The 18,530-nt window shown below is 72.9% G+C and carries 2 protein-coding genes; both read left to right on the plus strand.

The genetic code is table 11. From position 1 onward, the window contains the following. Positions 1-3 precede the first annotated feature (3 nt). A complete protein-coding gene (locus ACFQV6_RS07825) occupies positions 4-17,652 on the plus strand; it encodes a hypothetical protein (protein ID WP_378026663.1) in 17,649 nt (5,882 codons plus the stop codon). After that, positions 17,649-18,521, plus strand: coding sequence for a DUF6406 domain-containing protein (locus tag ACFQV6_RS07830; RefSeq protein ID WP_378026664.1), 873 nt, complete (start codon positions 17,649-17,651; stop codon positions 18,519-18,521). Before ACFQV6_RS07825 ends, ACFQV6_RS07830 begins: the two co-directional genes overlap by 4 nt. Positions 18,522-18,530: the final 9 nt, after the last annotated feature.

The following is an 18,530-nucleotide window of genomic DNA, read 5'->3' on the forward strand; positions in this document are numbered from 1 at the left end:
CGGATGGGATTGAGCCTTGACTGGCTGATCGAGGAGATCGACACCTGGCCAGAGCCCATCCGGGACGCGGTTTCGGTCCTGTTCACCGGCCAGAGCTGGCCGGAGGGTGACGAGGACAAGGTCTGGGAGCTCGCCGAGGCCTGGACCCAGTTCGGTGAGCAGCTCGCCCGCATCCACGAAGAGGCGAACGCCGGCGTCGAACAGGTGAATCGCAGCTGGGCCGGCGACGGCACCCCGGAGGCCTTCTCCCGGGCCTGGCTGGAGATCTCCTCGCCCAGTCCGGGCTCCCCGATGGGTTCGCTCTATGAGAGCGCCCGTCTGATGTACGACACGACGTTCCAGGCCGGTCTGCAGATCTCGCAGTCCAAGTACGAAATCGTCATCGAGATCATCATGCTCCTCGTCGAGCTGATCATCTATGCGGTCCTGCTCCCCCTCACCGGCGGTGGCTCGACCGCGGGCATGGCGGCCTCGGTCGCGCTGCGCCGGCTCGCGATCAACCGGATCATGGCGACACTGCGGTCCCGGATCGCCGCACTCGGTCTCCGCCGGATCGCCACCACCGCCGCCCGCCGGACCGGCGCCACCGCGCTGCGGTCCGGCGCCCGGCACGCGGCGAACAGCGTCCGCGACAAGGCCCTCTTCCAGCTCGCCAAGGAGGGCGTCAAGGAAGGCGCCGAGGAAGCGGCGACGAACGCGGCGGCGCAGGCCGGAGCCCTGCAGGACGCCGGCAAGGACCCCAAGGACATCGACCTGGGCCAGGTCGGCACCTCGGCGTGGGCCGGTGCGGCCGGTGGCGTCGGGGCCGGGTTGACCGGACGAGGGCTGAACAAGCTCGGCCGGGGTGGCCGGCCGGACATCACACCCGGTGCTCCGCCGGCGCCGCGGTCGCTCGGGCAGAAAGCGGGCGACACCGTCAAGCGGGCCGCTACCGACGCGGCGGTTGAGGTCGGTGGTGAGGTCGCGGGGTCGGCGGCGGTCGGGCAGTTGCCTACGCTGGATGGGCTGGGTGGGTCGGCGCTGTCGGGCGCGGTGACCGGGCGGGTGCATGAGGGTGTCGAGGCCGCTTCGACGCGGGCTGATCAGGCGCTGGCGAATCGGTTCGGCCAGAATCCGCCGGTCAGTCCGCCTGTCAGCCCGCCGGTCAACCCTGATGAGAATCCGCCTGTCAGTCCGCCCGTCAACCCTGATGAGAATCCGCCTGCCAGTCCGCCCGTCAGCCCTGAGCAGAGTCCGCCGGCCAGTCCGCCGGTCAGCCCTGAGCAGAGTCCGCCGGCCAGTCCGCCGGTCAGTCCTGAGCAGAGTCCGCCGGTCAGTCCGGATCAGGATCCGTCGCGCGACCAGACGCAGAACCCGGAGGGTTCGGGTGATCGCGGCACGCAGACCGGGACGGACCCGGCTGGGAGCCAGCCTCCGGTGGTCAATCAGGGGCAGCCGCCGGGCACCCAGCAGGCGCCTGGTGGGAGCCAGTCGCCCGGTGGGAGCCAGTCGTCCGGTTCGCAGTCTTCGGGATCGCAATCATCCGGATCTCAGTCCTCGGGGTCTCAGTCGTCGGGGTCTCAGTCGTCGGGGTCGAGTGATCGGTCCTCCGGGTCCGAGTCGAGTCAGACGTCCGGAGGCGGCCAGGACTCCTCCACGGGGAGCCAGGAGTCGTCGGCTGGAAGCCAGGAACCATCGACTGGCGGCCAGGATTCGTCGGCCGGGAGTCAGGAACCGGCGGCTGGGGGCCCGGAACCGTCGGCCGGGAGCCAGGAGACCTCGGTCGATTCGAGCGGGTCGACGTCGGAGCAGTCCACGTCGGACTCGCGGACCACTGTGGCTGCGGAGACCGGACCGACGACGCCGGGCACGATCGGCGCGGATTCGGCGCAGTCGGCGCTCGGCGTGACCGCGAACGGTCAGAGCGGCATTGGGGACAGCAGCAGCGGGGATCCGCAGAGCAGTACGAATGGGGGCGGGCCGAGCACCTCGACCGCCGGCTCCGGTGGGCCGGGTGTCACGGTTGCTCCGGGTCTGACCGGACCGTCCGGGCCCTCGACAGTCGGTCAGGCCGGTCCGTCCAGTACGCAGGCCGGTCCGTCCAGTACGCAGGCCGGCCCTTCCGGCACGCAGGCTTCCACGAGCACGTCGCAGTCGCCGTCGCCGTCGACCAGCACCAGCACCAGCACCAGCACGACGCCGGGCAGCCGTTCGGACAATGCGACCAACACGACGTCGCAGACGACGACAAGCACAACGGACACCACCAGCGGCACGGAGACCGACACCACCGCTGACACCGAGACGTCGGCCACCACGGACAGCTCGACCGAGACCTCGAGCGAGACGGCCACGAACACCTCGGCCGAGACGTCCGCCGACCCGTCGACGGAGACGTCTCGGGACGACGATGTGCTGCTCAGCGGCTCTGCCACGCTCACACCGACGCCGGACACCACGACCTCGACGCCGCCGCCGGTCGCTACCGACGGGTCGCGCTCGACCACCGGCCCCGCAGTCACCGTGACCAACCGGCCAGGGGCGAACACCAACTCGTCCACCACGACCGACAGCACGCCGGACAACCAGGACCAGGACACCGAGCCCAGCGCCCTGGATCCGGACGACCTGCCGGTCTCGTTCGGCGAGACCGACGCGGACAGCGACACCTCACCGGACGACGACGATGACGGCCCGGTGTCGTTCGGCGAGTCCGACCCGGATGGTGAGACTGACCCGGACGGTGAGACCGACGCGGACGACGAGTCCAGCGCGGACGACGAGACCGACGGGGACGACGACGGTTCGGTAGACCTCGACCAGTCGGAGACCGGCGGCGGCGCGCCGGACAGCGAGCCGCCGGCCGCGGGGCCCACGAACGCGGAGCTGGAACAGCAGGCGATCGACGCGCTGAGCGACGCCGAGCGGGAGTTCTTCATCGCCGCGCTGGCCGACGCGGAGCTGACCGCCAACCGGGTCCTGCGTGACCTGCGGGCGGTCATCCGTGATCTGCGGAGCCGGGACGACAGCGGCGGCACCCTGCCGAACGGCTCCCCGGTCATTCAGGCGGTCAGTACCGAGCACCGGGTCAAGACGCTCGGCTCGCTGGCCCGCAAGTTCCTGGACCAGGCCGGTAAGCGCGGCGGCACCACCGACCCCGCCGAGTTCCTGCGGCGTAACGACGACGTGGTGCGCTTCTCACTGCGGCTGCCGGCGGGCAACTACGGCAACCTGGCCCTGGAGGCGCTGCGACTGCTGGAGCAGCACGGCGGGCAGACGATGGACCCGGACCGTCAGGATCGCATCAACCACAGTTGGGAGCGCGGCAACCGGTACTACGGCGGCAGCGTTATCCTGACCGACCCGAACGGGCAGCGGTTCGAGCTGCAGTTCCCCACCCCCGAGTCGTACGACATCGGCCACCTGACCCACGAGCTGTACGAAACTGTCCGTGCGGAGGTACGGGGTGCCGGCGTTGAACGGGTGGCGGCGTTCTTCGAAATCCTGCAGATCAACCACCCGATCCAGGATGCGCCGTTCCCGGATACCGACTCCCTGCCCGACGCCCGTGAGCGTAATTTTGCGAAATGGATCGGCGGGGACGGCGAGTTTGCCTGGGACGAAGCTCGGGACCAGCTACTCGACCCGGATGGCGACCCGAACATCCTGGATCTGATCGAGCAGTTCCACCTCAGGGAGAACGATCTTCCGAACCCGGAGCAATTTGGAGTCACCTATGAATCCGGAGAGCCTCACCTACTGGGTGATTCTGGAACCGAAGGGTCCGGTGTCCCCGCAGGCGATCCTCGTCTCGGGCCGGGGGACGGGACCGATCAGCTGGGAACGGACCCGGCCGCGGTGGGAACACGACCGGCCGGGGATGTACTCGGCGATGACCGAGGCGGGCCTGAAGATGACCTCTCGGGACCAGCTGGACCCGAGCAAGCCGGCACAGCGGATCGACCGGCCGACGGCGGTGGACCTGGCGGCGGAGATGGGGCTGACCCTGCCGGAGGAGCCCGAACTCTGGACGATGATCAGGGCGGGAGTCGAGAAGGACCACGCCCAGCGGTGGCAGGCGAGCCTGATCAGGGCGTACGGGCGGCCGACGACGAATCTGGGTATGGGGGCGCCGATGGCGCAGTACCCGGAGACGCGGCAGACGACGTACTACGCGTCGTACGCGACGGACGAGGCGCCGTGGCCGAACGGGCTGGCGATAGTTCAGCCGTGGAGGGCGTACATCCGGTCGGTGGCGTGGTCGCCGAAGAAGAAGCGGTGGGTGTACGCGGACGTGCTGAAGTTCCTGGTGGACCCGAACAACAGCATGCGGAAGGAAGTAGTCGACCGGGCTATGGCGGAACAGATCTCCCTGCGGGTGAACAAGACGCCGCTGCCGACGGACGAGGAGATCACGGAGATCTGCGACCGGGCGATAGCGAAGCTTCCGGGGAGCCAGTATCTGAAGAATCTGGAGCGCGGGCCCGCCTAGACGAGGCGCTCGACTCGGTCGGTGGTGCCAACGCGATCACCGTTGGTGGGGAGCCGGCGCTGATCATCGCCGGGGAGGGGTTTGCCGGGGGGCTGAGCGATCTTGAGACCGCGATGTGGGCGGCTGGGTTCGAGCCGGACGGTGAGCCGCGGAACGGGTGGCTGACCTCGGATGGGCCCGGTGGGATCGAGACCACCTGGCGTGATCAGGCGACGGGCGAGACGGTACGGATCCGGGTGCACACACCGGAGAGTCTCCTGGCCACGGAGGCGGCGGAGCGGCTGGCGGCGGCCGGTCCGGGCAACCAGGAGGCGCGGGAGCGGCGCGCCGAGCGGACCCGTAACCTCTCCGGCGCGCCGGACGGTGTCGAAGGCCGGGCGGCGCGACAGAGGCAGACAGAGGAGCACTATGACGGCGACCCAGCGGCCCGATGGTCTGTGGATCACGTGGAAGGGCCGGACGCGCCGGGCGTGGGAGACGTCGGACCCGCCGGGGACGGTTCTGGTGAATCTGGATCCGGGGGAGCAGATCCCGGCCCGGTATCAGCGGGACGACGGGACGGAGGACTGGGTCTACCTGCCGGAGAGGGAACTGGAGGAGATGTTCCGTCTGCGGACGTGGGCCCTGTGGCAGGGGATGCGCTGCCCGGTGGATCGCCGGATCGGGGAGGACCGGATCCTGCTGTCGACGCCGCTGATCTCGCAGGAGAGGGCGGCGGAGCTGGGGATGACGCCGACGCTGGACCGGGGGATCTACGCGGCGGAGGTGCCGGTGACGGACGTGACGGAGCTGACCCAGGAACGGACGGAGATCCCGCTGGACTGACCGGCGCGGACAGGACTGAGGGCACCGAGGGCACCGAGCCGGACGGCGACGACGACGATCCGGTGTCGTTCGGTGCCGACGATGACGACGGCGGGCCGCTCGGGCCGGACGAGGTCCAGCGGGCGGGCGGTGGCACGACGTTCGGCGGTGCCCTGCTCGACCCGGACACCGCGCGGACCAACGAGGCGATCCTCGCCGGTATGCGGGCCGCGGTCGGCGACGGCGTCACGATCGACACCGACCCGGATCGCCCGAACACCATCGTCGTGACGACGGCTGCCGGGTCGTACTCGATCCGGTTCGACCTGATGCCGCCGCTGTCCTCGACCGTGTCGCCGGCCGCCATGATCGATGCCGCCTCGGACGGTGGCACCGTACGCGTCTCGACCGGCGCGCACCCCGACCTCATCCGCCGGGCCGTCGTCAGCGCCGTGGCCGAACTGGCCGCCGGCGCCCGGACCAGGGCCGAGACCAGCACGAGCCGGCCGCAGGGCACCCGCGTCGACGCCACCCCCGCCCTGGTCGAGGGCGCTTTCATCCCCGGCCAGCCGCATCAGCCGGGTCGCCCGGAGGCCGGGTTCCGGCCCACGCTCGCCGAGCGCGACCTCGGCCGGGTGGCCGAGCTGCGGCTGGTGCTGAGCGACCTGCGGGCCGCGGAGGCGGCCGGCGACACCGCGCGCGCCGCTCAGCTGCGGGCCGACGTGGTGGGCCTCGCCGTCAGCATGGGCCTGCTCGAACAGCCGTCGACGGTGCACCGGCACGGCAACAGCCGCCCGGTGGTCGGCCCGGCCGCTTCCCTGGTGCGCCGGCGGGCGGTCGTGGCGGCGCTGCGGACGGATCCGGCAACCGGCCGGCCCCTTCCGGACGGTGCGCTGGACGCGAGCGCTTTACGCCGTACCCTCACCAGCCCTGAGGCCGCGGCAGACGTCGAAGCGGTCCGCGCGGCACAGGCCGCATTCCGCGACGCGGCTCGCGCCTGGGCGCAGGAGGCCGGTGCCCGCCGGGACGCGGCCGACCGCGAACTCACCGAGCGGATCAACCGCGAGCTGGGAACCGACGGCCGGGGGCACGTCTTCGGGCGGGTCATCATCGGCAACGGCTGGGCCGCCACGCAGTCGTACGCGACGATGGGCGCGCCGCCGCACGACGGCGCGAGTCCCGATCTGCCGCCGGTGATTGCTGTCGGTGACCAGCAACAGCAACCCTGGGCGCAGCGCGGTGAGCTGATGCTCGGGCAGGTGCCCAGCGAGTACCACCTGCCGGGCATGCCGTTCCAGGTGGGCGACATGGCCGCGAGCGCCACCCAGTTCACCCCGGCCAGCGTCTTCACCGACGCGGTGAACGCCGGGCGGGCCACCGCCGGCATGCCGACGTACGGGGGACGCGCCACCCGCCTGGAGGCGCGCTCCGGCAGCGACACCGACTGGCCGGACGGCGCGAATTTCCGGATCACTGTCGGTGACCGGACGTTCTATGCCGAAGCGGTCGACGTCACCGGCGGTCCCGGGCCCGGCAGGGTGGCGTCCGCGCCGTTCGTCGCGAACGGCGTCTACGTGGACCCGGCGACCGGGTACGCCGCCGACTGCACCGCGGCGCCCGAGTTCCGGGACGCCAGCGGTGCACCGGTCGCGGTGAACGATCTTCCCGCCGGCGATTACACGTGGCGGAACGCGAGCAACGAGTACACGATCCGGCACGAAGGTGGCGGGGTCTTCGTCGACAGCAACGGCAACCCGCTGGACCGGAACGCGCTGCCGTTGGAGACGTTCAACGGCCCCGGCGGTCACACCGTGCGGCGGCAGCCGGTCTACACCTCACCGACCGGCCAGGAGGTGGAACCGGAGTCGCTGCCCCCGTCGGCGCGGATGGCGCTGGCGACACCGGACCGGCAGACGCACGCCCTCCCGCTCTTCTCCGATCCGGCCGGCCGGCTCACGGACCCGCGCGTGGTCGACCCGGTCAGTGGTGCGAGCGTCAACCCCAGCGTGACCCCGGCCGCGACGGACCCGGACGGGAACCCGGTCGGGCTGGGCGACCTGCCGCCGGGTGACTACGTCGACGCCGACACCGGCAACCGCGTGGTGATCGGTGACGACGGCACCTTCACCGGGCCGGACGGCAACCAGTCGCGGCCCGCCGACCTGCCGTACGGCAGCTACGTCTCCCCCACCGGCCACTCGTTCGACCGGGCGCCGGTCTACACCGACAGCTCCGGCACCGTGGTGCCGGAGAGCGACCTGACCCCCGAAGCGGCCGCCGCCCTCAGCGGGGTCGAGCCCGGCCAGAGCCGGCCGCAGCTGGCCTTCGGCGGGCAGAACATGGCGGGTGACTACGCCGACGGCGACCGGATCCTGGTGTTCGGCTCCGCGGCCTCCGGCGCGTGGGACGTCGAGCAGGCTTCCGGGCGGCCCGGGCCGGACAGCAACGAGGCGCAGCCGCGGGAGCCGGGCGAGAGCGCGCCGGACCGCCAGGTCGAATGGACCGCCGATGTCTCGATGCCGGCGATGGGCGACATCGACAACCAGACGCCCGCGGTGCAGCGGCTGATGCGGCGCTACCACGACAGCGGCACCTCGCCGGAGTTCCGGCGCGCGATCGAGCTGCGGTACGCGTTCTTCCACCAGGGTGGCTACAACCGCCGCAACACCGTGCCCGGCCTCGGCGCGTTCTCCCGGGACGTGATCTCCCGTGCCGAGCTGCGGCTGTCGGCGATCAACAGTGTTCAGGCCACGCCGGACGGCCGGCTCCACGTGCGGTTCGCCAACGGGCAGACGCAGACCTTCGATCACGTGGTGCTCTCCATCGGCCAGGACGCCGGATACGTCGGCGGGCCGGGCAACCTGCTGGGCGGCGTGCCCGGTGACATGCCGGCCATCACCGGACCGGCGACCAGCTCCCGGCCGACCGATGTCCTCGGCGTTCAGGACGCGTCCGGGCAGATGCGGACACTCGGCTACGCGTCGGTGACCCCGCCGGTCGCCGGGCGGATGAACGCGGCGGACCGGACGGCGGCGACCCGGGCGCAGCCCTCGGAGCTGCCCCCGGACTCCCGTGGCATCGGGCCCAGCATCCGGGCGCAGGCCATGCGGATCGCCGAGGCGAACCGGTCGATGCCCCGCCCGCCGGCTCCGCGCGGCACCGGCCCGGCAGGCGGGACGCCCACCGGCGGTGCCGGATCAGACCTGGGTGTAGTCGGGGGCGAACCGGGCGTGCGCGCCGGAGAGCCAGACGAAGGGGCCGAACTCGGCGTCGAGGAAGTCACCGTAACCGGGACGGTGGACCTCGAGCTCGGGGGCGGGAGCGTCCCAGCTGGTGCTGACGGTGGACGCGACCTCGGCCAGGAACGGGGTGACCATGATCCGGTTGTCGGTGAATCCGAGGTAACGCAGCTCGGGCAGGACCTTCCGGGCGGACGCACCGAGGGCGTGGGCACCGGGGACGTCGATCCGGCATCGGTTGAGGCCCAGCCAGCGGACCCCGCCGAGGTGGGGCGAGGTGAGCAGGGCCCGGAGACCGTCGTCGCGGAGGGCGTTGTCACTGAGGTCCAGGACGTCGAGCCGGGCCAGGAGGGGACTCCCGGCGAGCTCGGCGGCGACAGCGGCGTCGACCTCGGACAGGACGGCACCACGCCAGGGAACGACCCCGCTCAGTTCGGCACCCCGGGCGAGGAACTCGGCGCCGGACATGGTCAGGATCTCGGCGAAACCACGCCGGACGAAGGTGCCGGTCGGGGACTGCCCGATACCGGCGCTGAGCCGTCGGGCGAGCTTGGCGACCAGTCCGTTGACGTGCCGGACAGCGGCGGGGTCGCGGACCGGGTCGCCGGCGATGGCGAGCCGGTCGTGGGCGATCTGGAGCCGGATGAGCTCGGCGTGGTCGGGGTCGGTCCCGGCGATGGCGTCGGCGTAACGGAGCCGGAGGTCCATGTCGCGGGGGTCGGCGAGAACGGCGGCGTGGAGGTCGGAGGCGTCGGTCACCCCGGCAGCGTATCCACCGGCGCCGACTCCGTCGGCCCGGAGCCACCGACGAACGAGGGTCCGGACGGGACGGTCACGCTTTCCGACGGCACTCGGGTACGGCCGGCCTGGTCCCGCCGTGCGCTGGCCGGCCAGGCGTCGTTCGAGGGTTCGCTCGCCGATCGGCTGCCGCCGGGGATGACGGCGGAGGAGTTCCAGCGGCTGCGCCAGTTGCCGCCGCGGGACCTCACACCCGAGCAGGTCGCCCAGATGCGCGCGGTCCGGGACAGCGTCCAGACGCCCGCGCGAGTGCCGGTGCAGCGTGCCCTGCCTGCGGAGACGCTGCGGAACTACCTGTCGAACAACCCGATCCCGGGCATCTTCGACCCGGGCCGGGCGCGGGGCTTCACCTCGCGGTACGTGGACACGCAGATGCTCGACACTCCGGACGGGGTGTACGAGGCGCTGCGGCTGGACTACACCGATCCCGGGTACGTCGGCCGGAACGGGCGGCCGCCGTACCAGCCGGGGGACGCCGGAGTCGCGGTGATGCGGTTCTCGCTGCGGGATCCGGGTGGGCTGTCCACACCGTACGGCGGGCCTACGCCGGAGGACCGGGCCGCTATCGGCGGCAGCGTGGAACAGTCGGCGCCGTTCACCGGGAACGGGTTCACCGGTAGTGCGCAGCACGCCGTACCCGAATTCGAACTGGCCGAGAACGAGATTCCGAACCAGGCCGAGATCTATGTGCTGGACCGGGACGGGAACGAGACGCTTGCGGCTCGGTTCCGGGCGCGGGACGGGCAGTGGGTGGTCACCGCCGAGGGTCAGGCCATCCTTGACGATGCGGGGTGGCCGGGTACGGTCTCGGCGTCCCCCGACCCCGCCGCTTCCCCTGACCCCGCAACCGCGACCGACCCGGCCGCCTCGACGGATCCGGTGGCTGAGACCGATCCGGTGGCTGAGACCGATCCGGTGGCTGAGACCGATCCGGACAGCGATGGGGATCCGCAGCCCGCCGCGGAGCCGGAAGCGCCGCCGGCTCGCCCGGGCTTCCCCCCGGTGAGCGACGCCGAGGCGCTGGCCCTGATGGCCGCCAACGCGCGCGTCACCCCCGCCGGGGTGCTGGCCTTCGAAGCCGGCCCGGCGATGCCGCTGCACGCCGACCGGCTGCACGGCGTCCCCGGCCACGTCACGATCGCCGCGCACACCGCCCGCGACGGCAGCGTGCTGGTCGGCGGCCGCCGGCTGACCCCCGAGCAGTTCGCGAGCGCCCTGAACGCCCTCGCCGCGCAGGGCGCCATCGACCTCGGCCCGCAGGGCACCCCGCTGCGCCTGGTGATGTGCCGGTTCGCCGCCGGCCAGGGCGCCGCGACCGTCGCCGCGATGACCGGCCGGCAGGTGCGCGCCGCCACCGACCTGGTCTGGGCCTGGCGGGACGGCTCCGAGATGGTGGCGCCGGCCGACCCCGCGCGCGGTGGCCTGCCGTCGCAGACCGAACGGGGCGAGTGGCGGACCGTCGACCCGGACGGCACGGTCGTCACCACCGAGCCGGGCGACCGCGTGATCCCGCCGAGGGACGGCGACCCGGTGAACTTCGGCGCCGGACGTGGCCCGCCGCACCGGGACCAGCCGCTGGTCAACGAGGCCCTCGACCGGGCGGCTGCCGCCATGCGCGCCGCCGCCGCGGGCCGGGACGTCACCGTCGAGCAGCCCCGGGCGAACACGATCGAGGTGCGCACCGAGAACGGGCGGACCCGGACGATCCGGTTCGCCGCCGCCGAGGTCGCGAACATCCGGGTGGGCCGCTCGTTCACCGGTGACGTGCTCGTCGAACTGCCGGCCGGTCAGGTGTCCGACGCGACCACCACCGACGCCGACCGGGACCGGCTGGTGGCACAGGCGATGGCACTCGCCCTCGGCGAGGCGGACGCCAACCGCAGGATGCGCTTCGGCGGGCGTACGCCGTCCCCGGTGACCGATCAGCGGCGTGCCTCGGCCGCCGTCGCGGCCGGGCAGGTGCGGCTGCTGCAGGTTCAGCTCGCGGCCGCGCCGGAGAGTGCCCGCGCCGCGGTCGAGGCCGAGCTCCAGCGCTTCATCGAGCAGCAGCGGCTACGCGACGGCATGCCGGACGCGCAGGCACGCCGGGCGGCGCTGGCCCGTCACCTGCCGCCGGCCGCCCTGCGGTTCCTCGACGAGCAGCGCAGCGTGCACCGGGCACCCAACCCGGCGGCGGCGACGGTGCGGCGGCTCCTCGCCGAGGGATCGCCGATGCCCGGCGCCGAGGTGCGGGCCACGCCGCGCCAGGACACCTTCCGGATCTTCCCGGCGGGCTGGGCGGCGCGAGGCCTGGCGTCGTTCACCGTACGGGTGGTCGCCGCCACCACCCCGGACCAGTTGCTGATCCGCGACGTCGTCGACGGCCGCCACTTCGACCTGGTCGTCGACCCCGCCCTGCTGCCCGCCGGGCCGGACATGACGGCCGACCAGGTGTGGCAGGCGCGGGAGGAGCTGAACGCCCGGGTCGCCGAGGCACTCCAGGCGATGGCCGCCCGGCAGGCCCAGCGCCCGCCGGAGTTGCTGGTAGGGCTGCGCAACCGGCTGGTGGAAATGGCCGGCCCGCTCGGCGGCGCGTTCCTTGCGACCATCACCGCGGCGACCCTCACCCAGATGACCCGGGCTTTCCGGCCGATCGCCGCCGGTCTCCTCGACTCCGCGGTCAACCCGCTGCTGGGCCGCCGGTCGGCGCTGCACAAGGTGGACCGCTCCCACGACCGGGCGCTGGGTACGGCGCTGGAGCAGCCGGAGGTCAGCCGGGCGACGGTCCAGTCCGACATCGCGGCCACCCGGCAGCGGATCAACGATCTCGCTCGTACCCCTGACGTTCTGGACTGGTCCACCCCGGAGACCCCGGCGCCGAGCGCCGCCGATTCCGAGACGAACGCGGCCAAGATCCGCAAGGCGCTGCACCGGGCCATGCGGAACCTCGCGCGGGACCCCGGTTCGCGGATCGAGGGACTGCGGGCCATCACCATGCCGCGTGCCGACGAGCACGCGGCCACCAGGCGGTACCGGCTGCGGATCCGTGGCGGGCCCAACGTGACCGTCTGGGTCCGGGTGGTCACCAACCCGTCCGACGCCTCGGCCATCGGATCGACGAACCAGCCCGACGGCATCTCCCTGGACGTGCCGGCGACGCTCACCGACCGGGCCGCGCTGGCGCGTGCGCTGCGCGAACGGCTCAGCACGATCGTTGCCGGGCGGCAGCGGCACGGGCGGAGCCTGGCCAGTGTCGCCGTCAACCTGCGCCGCTTCCTGCTGCCCGATTCGTTCCAGTTCGCCGGTGGCCGTACGCACGGCAACCAGGTCCGTGGCCCGGTCGCACCGCCGCCGCCCGGCACGCCGGCGACCCGGCCGGAGCCGACCCACGTCGCCGACGTGAACTTCGCCAACGCCGCCGGCCGGGCGCTGGGCGAGGTCGCCAACGCGGCCAACCGGCTGCGGCGGGAGCGCGAGCTCAAGGAACTGCGCAAGGCGTTCGACGGTACGCCGCCCCCGATCGAGCCCAGGCCGGGACGGTTCGGCGCCGAGCAGGCGATGCCGATGCGCGGCTCACAGCGGCGTACGGTCGCCGAGCGCCTCGCCGACGTCTTCGGCAACGGGACACGGCTGGCGGACGACCTGCGTCTCCAGGTCGATCCGTCGTCCACCCGGCCGTTGCCGGCGACTCCGGCGTTCAGCGTGCAGCCGGACACCATGGCGGCGGCGCGGCAGGCCATGCGGGCCGCGTTGCGCGGTGGCTCGCGGATGATCCGGCGGATGCCGATCAGCTTCCACCCGAGCGACTCCACCACGGGGCAGGTCGAGGTACGGATCGTCAACCGGCGGTTCCGGCAGTCCCGCGTCGACATCGGCATCCCGTCCGGCCTGGAGCAGGCCGAGGTGGTCCGCCAGGTCACCGAGATCGGCGTGGTGCTGCGCAACCGGCGGCTGCACGGCATCCGGCGGCTCGGCCCGTACCTGCTGAGCCGGATCCCGTCGGCCATCGTGATCGGCTGGGGCGGTGCGCAGACCGCCACGATGCTGAGCAACTTCCCGGCCCTCGTGGTGGGTGGTGTCGCCGCGCTCGGCACGGTGGCCGGCGGCTACAACAACTACCGCAACGATCGCCGCGCCGCGATCGCCGAGGCCGTCGAGACCATCAGCGACGATCCGAGCACCATGCCGCCCCGTCAGCTGCGTGCCGCCGCACAGCAGCATCAGGAGGCGGTGGAGGCCCTCGAGGCGGCGGTCGCGGAGCGGCAGCGGCAGCTGGCCCAGGACTACCCGGAGGCGGCCGACCGGATCGCCGCGCTGGGTGATCCGCCGCGCCCGCTGGCGGAGATCGTGAGCGGCATCCGGGACGCGATCGCCGGGGTCCAGAGTCAGTTGCCGGTCCGGGCGACCCTCGCCCCGGTCGACAGCGACGACCCGAACGTGCTGCGGATCGACTTCCAGACCCGGACCGTGCCGCCGCGGAGCTTCACCTTCACCTTCGACGTGGCCACCGGGCAGACCACCCGGATCGTCGAGGGCACGCTCGTCCGGTCCGACGTGCACGCCTCGGTCATCGTCGATCCGACAGCGCGGCAGGAGGCCGTCGACCGGCGGCTGCTGGACTGGCTTTACGCCGAGATGGACGCGGCGCTGGAACTTCCCAACAGCACGCCGACCCCGGGCATGCGCGCGACCGGCGCCGGGGTGTCCGGGCTGGGTGCCGCGGTGGGTACGGGTGTCGGCCTCGCCGCCGGCGGGGCACTGGGTGTGCTCGGCGTCGGGCTGGCCCAGTCGCTCGGCTCCACGGCCGCCTCGGCGACGAGCGACTCCCGGCACGACGTGGCCCGGCAGAACGCGGCGGAGGAGGGTGAGCGGCGCCTGCGGGCCACGCACACCGACCCGTCCGACGCGCAGTTGGCGGCGGCGGAGAACCGCAGCCGGAGCCTGGTCGACCGTACCGAGGCCGCGGCGCAGCGTGCTCAGGAGCTGGACCGGCTGGCCGCGGAGCTGGAGAAGGACCGCGACGACCCGCCTCCAGCCGGCCCGAACCCGAACCCGGATCCGAACGGGCCGGATACTTCGCCCCAGAGCGGGCCGGACCCTTCGCCCCAGAGCGGGCCGGACCCGGACCAGAGCGGCTCGCAGCCCGGGCGCGGGACGGATCCGGTGACGGCGGTCGGTGTCGACGGCACCCGGATGGGCGGCCGGTTCAACGTGCGGCCGGAGCCCGCGGCGGTGCTGGACACGGCACGCCGGGCGCTGCCCGAGGTGGTCGCCCGGGTGCTGGGTGACCGGGTGCGGCAGATCCAGGACCTGGGCGACGGGCGGTATCTGATCCACCCCGCCGACGGGCGGCCGTTCGAGATCACCATCGACGCGGCGGATCTGAGCGGCGTACGGACGGGGCGCGGCCGGGACGTCGTGGCGCACACGACACGGGCCGGGCGCTCCGATTACCGGGTGCGGATCTCCGAGCGGCTGGACACGAATGCCGTACCGGAAGCCCTGATCCACGAGTTGCGTGAGGTGCTCGCGCTGCGCTCCGGATCGCTGCGCCAGCGTCTGACCACCCGGTTCCGCCGCGACGCGCTCACCCGGGGCACCGAGTCGTCCACCGCGCCGCTGTCCGGCCACGACCACGGCGGCCTCGGCCAGCTCGACCTGCACGGCGACGACGCGCAGGCGCTACGGGGCAGCGGCTGGCCGTGGGTGCGTACCGTCTTCGAGTCCGCCGCCCTGGCCCGCCACCTCGGCCTGGATCCGGCCAACCCGGCCACCGCGGCCCGGACCGAGCGGCTGCACGCCGACGGCGCGATCAACACGGCCACCCGGGACCTGCTGGCGCAGCTCGGTTATCAGTCGTCGCTGACGCCCGCCGAGCTCCTGGTCGTGCAGATGGCGCACTCGCTGGCGGCCAACCCGCCGCGGACCGACGACCCGGCCGGCCTCTACGCCGGATGGGCCCGCGCGGTCGCGGACCTGGGCGACAGCCTCAACCATCCGCGGTTCGCCGGTGAGCTGGTCAGCGGCTTCCTCGGCGACATGGACCCGACGCACCTGTCACAGGTCGGCAGCCGCAACACCGCGCTGGTCCAGCGGCTCCAGGCCATGCTGCCGCCCGGTCCCCGGCCGACCGGCCGGCTCCCCGCCGCCGAGTTGCGTGACATGGCCACCGCCTACCCGTCGGCCGACGACGCGGGCCGGCTCGCCATCCGGCGCCAGCTCGCCGCCACCGTCGACAGGTACCGCGGCCAGCGTGACCACGCGGCCGCCGACCGGCTGCTGCTGGACATCCCGCCGGACGTCCGGCCGTTCCTCGACCAGCTGGCCCCGCCGAGCCTCACTCCGGCACAGGTCCAGCAGGTCACCGCGAACCACGTGCCGGGCGCTCTGCCCACGACGGCGTCGCTGCAGTCCGCCGACTTCGCCCGGCACCTGCTCCACAACGGCCAGGCGCTGCCCGGCTCGGCGCTGCGCGACGTGCTGGACCGGCTGGCGGTGGAGGGCGAACGGGCCGTCACCAGCCTTCCCCGCCTGCCGCACCTGGCCGGTCAGGTGGTCCGCCCGGACCCGGCGCTGATGAACTCGCTGGCCGCCGCCGACCAGGCGCTGGCGAACCGGGTCTGGCAGGAGGGCATCTACGTCGACCTGCGCGGTGTCGCCGACCTGACGCCGTTCATGCCGAGCGGGTTCAGCCCGGTCACGCTGGGGCCGGTCGGCAATCACATGGACGCGTCCACCCCGGGCGGGCGGGCCGCGATCGTGCTCGACGACATGCGCCGCGCGGAGGTGACCTACGGTGCCGGGTACGTGCCGTCGCCGCAGGTCACCAGCGTCCTGGCCACGCACCGGTTCCACCACGCCGGTGACGTGCGGACGATGATCCCGGTGCCGGCCGCGCTGGCGAACGTGGTCGCGGCGATGAACCCGAGCCCCGCGCCGCCGGTGGCTCCGTCGACGGGTGTCCAGGTCGACCCGGCGACCGGCAACGTGCGGCTGGTGGCACACCGGCCGGAGGCGGTGCCGACGAGCCAGGGCACGGTGACCTACGGGAACCCGCTGGACTCCGCGACCGGCCGGATGCCGCTGTGGCAGGGGCAACCGACCCGGGAGCAGTTCGGGCAGGGTGCGCTGGGTGACTGCGGCACCATCGCGACGATCCGGTCGGTGGCCGGGCGCCGGCCGCAGGCTCTGGGCCAGGCGGTACGGGACAACGGCGATGGCACGTACACCGTACGGCTGGCGCAGACGGTGCAGAACGGCGCCGTCGTCACACCTACCGGCCGCTTCATCGACGTGGTGGTCGACGGGTCCCTGCCGATCCTGAACGGGACGCCGCACCGGTTCGCGTACGGCCGTCCCGCCGGCGCGGCCTGGGGTGCGCTCATCGAGAACGCGCTCGCCGCCGTCGGACAGGCGTGGGACGTGGCCCGTCAGGTCAGCGACCACCAGACGTGGTACTGGGGTGAGGTCGCCAACAGCCAGCAGAACAACACTCCGGCACCGGACCGCTTCCGGGCGGCGCCGGACGGGTACCGCCAGATCGTCGGTGCGCCGCTGACCCGGCTCGCCGAGATGATGACCCAGCTGACCGGCCATCCGGCCCGGGTCGCCGCGGTGGACACCACGACGAACCGGGACGCGGTGATGCTGCGGCGGCTACGTGACCTGATCGCCGCGAACAGCCCGATCCTGACGTGCACCCGCGCCGACACGCAGTACACCGACCCGGCCCTGCAGGCGGCGCTGCCGCACAACCTGCACCACAACCACGCGTACGAGGTGGTGGCGGTCAACCCGGACGGCACTGTGGTCCTGAGCAACCCGTGGAACGCTCCCGGGCAGGACCCGGACCCGATGCCGATCGGGGACTTCCTCAACCTGATGGCGAACGAGTTGGTGCACCTGGACGTGGCGCTGCAGGCACCGCCCGCGCAGCCGCCGGCACCCACCCCGCCGCCGGTCCCCGGCCCGTCGCCCACCCCGAACGTCTCCAGGCAGCCGGGACCGGAGCCGGACCCGGAGAGGGAGACACCGGACCTCACACCGGAAGGTTCCCCGGCGGACCGGATCAGAGGAGCCCGCCGCTACACTCCGCAACTGGTCACGGTGAACTACTACGTGGTGCGGATGCCGGACGCCACCGACGTGGGTGTGATCATCCTGGTCAGCCGGGACGGTTCCATCATCAGCGTGTGGCAGGTGGCCGGTGACGGCGGCTGGCAGCAGGGCGCGGGCCCGATCCTGCCGCCCGGCGGCGGTCACCCGGTGCCGATCGACCGGGCCGGCGCGGAGGTGGCCTGCTGGGAGGCGCTGGGCCAGCCGCTGCCTCCGGAACCCTGGCTGAAGTCCCTGGCCGGATGAGCGACGTCAAGGAGATCGAGATGGCAACGCCCGAGCCACAGAAGCTGGTCATTTCGTCGTCCCTGCGCCGGGCGGAGACGACTGACGGGACGTGGATCTCGGTGCGCGGCGTGGACAGGTCGCAGCCCCGGGTTCTGCTCCAGCTGCCGGTCGACGGCCGGTACGACGAGTTCTGGCTGTCGCTCGGCGAGACCGCCACGGCGGGCGGCGAGACGTGGCGCTTCGAGAACATCGAGTTCGGGCAGACGGCGAGCCAGTGGGAGATCACTGTCAGCCAGGTTCTGGCCGGGTCACCGCCGTACGAGCCGCCGGCGGCACCGGACAGCCAGGTCTGGCAGCCCGCCGTGCTCCGGCCGAACGGCACCCTGGACGAGCGTGCCCTCCTCGCCCTGGAACAGCGCATCGGCGGCCCGCTCCCCCGCCTCTACCGGCAGTGGCTGGCGGACAACAACGGCGCCTCCCCCGCCCAGGACGTCTGGATCAAGGGCTGGAACTTCTGCCTCAACGAGATCCACCCGCTGCTCGGCATCCGCCCGGACGTGCCGCACCTGGATCTGAGCTTCGGCGAGAGCCGCCGCAGCCCCTGGCTGACCGACGACTACCTGGTCGTCGCCGTACCGCTCGGCGGCCTGCTCGCCGTGAAGCTGCGCGACGTCTACGCCGACCAGATCGTCTTCCTCAGCGACGCGGCCTGTCACGCCGCGAACGCCTACGACCGGAGTCAGTACACGTCACCCGCCGACTATCTGAGCCGGACCGCGCTGTTCGCCGTCGCCGGGTCGATCCACGAGTTCTGCCAGAACCTCCAGCCGGCCCCGCCGGTCACGCCCGCCCGCATCGACACCCCCGGGCAGCCCTCCACCTGGTAACAGCCCTCG

Origin of the sequence: Actinoplanes sp. GCM10030250 (genome assembly GCF_042666575.1) — a bacterium.
In the GTDB taxonomy this organism is placed as follows: Bacteria; Actinomycetota; Actinomycetes; order Mycobacteriales; family Micromonosporaceae; genus Actinoplanes.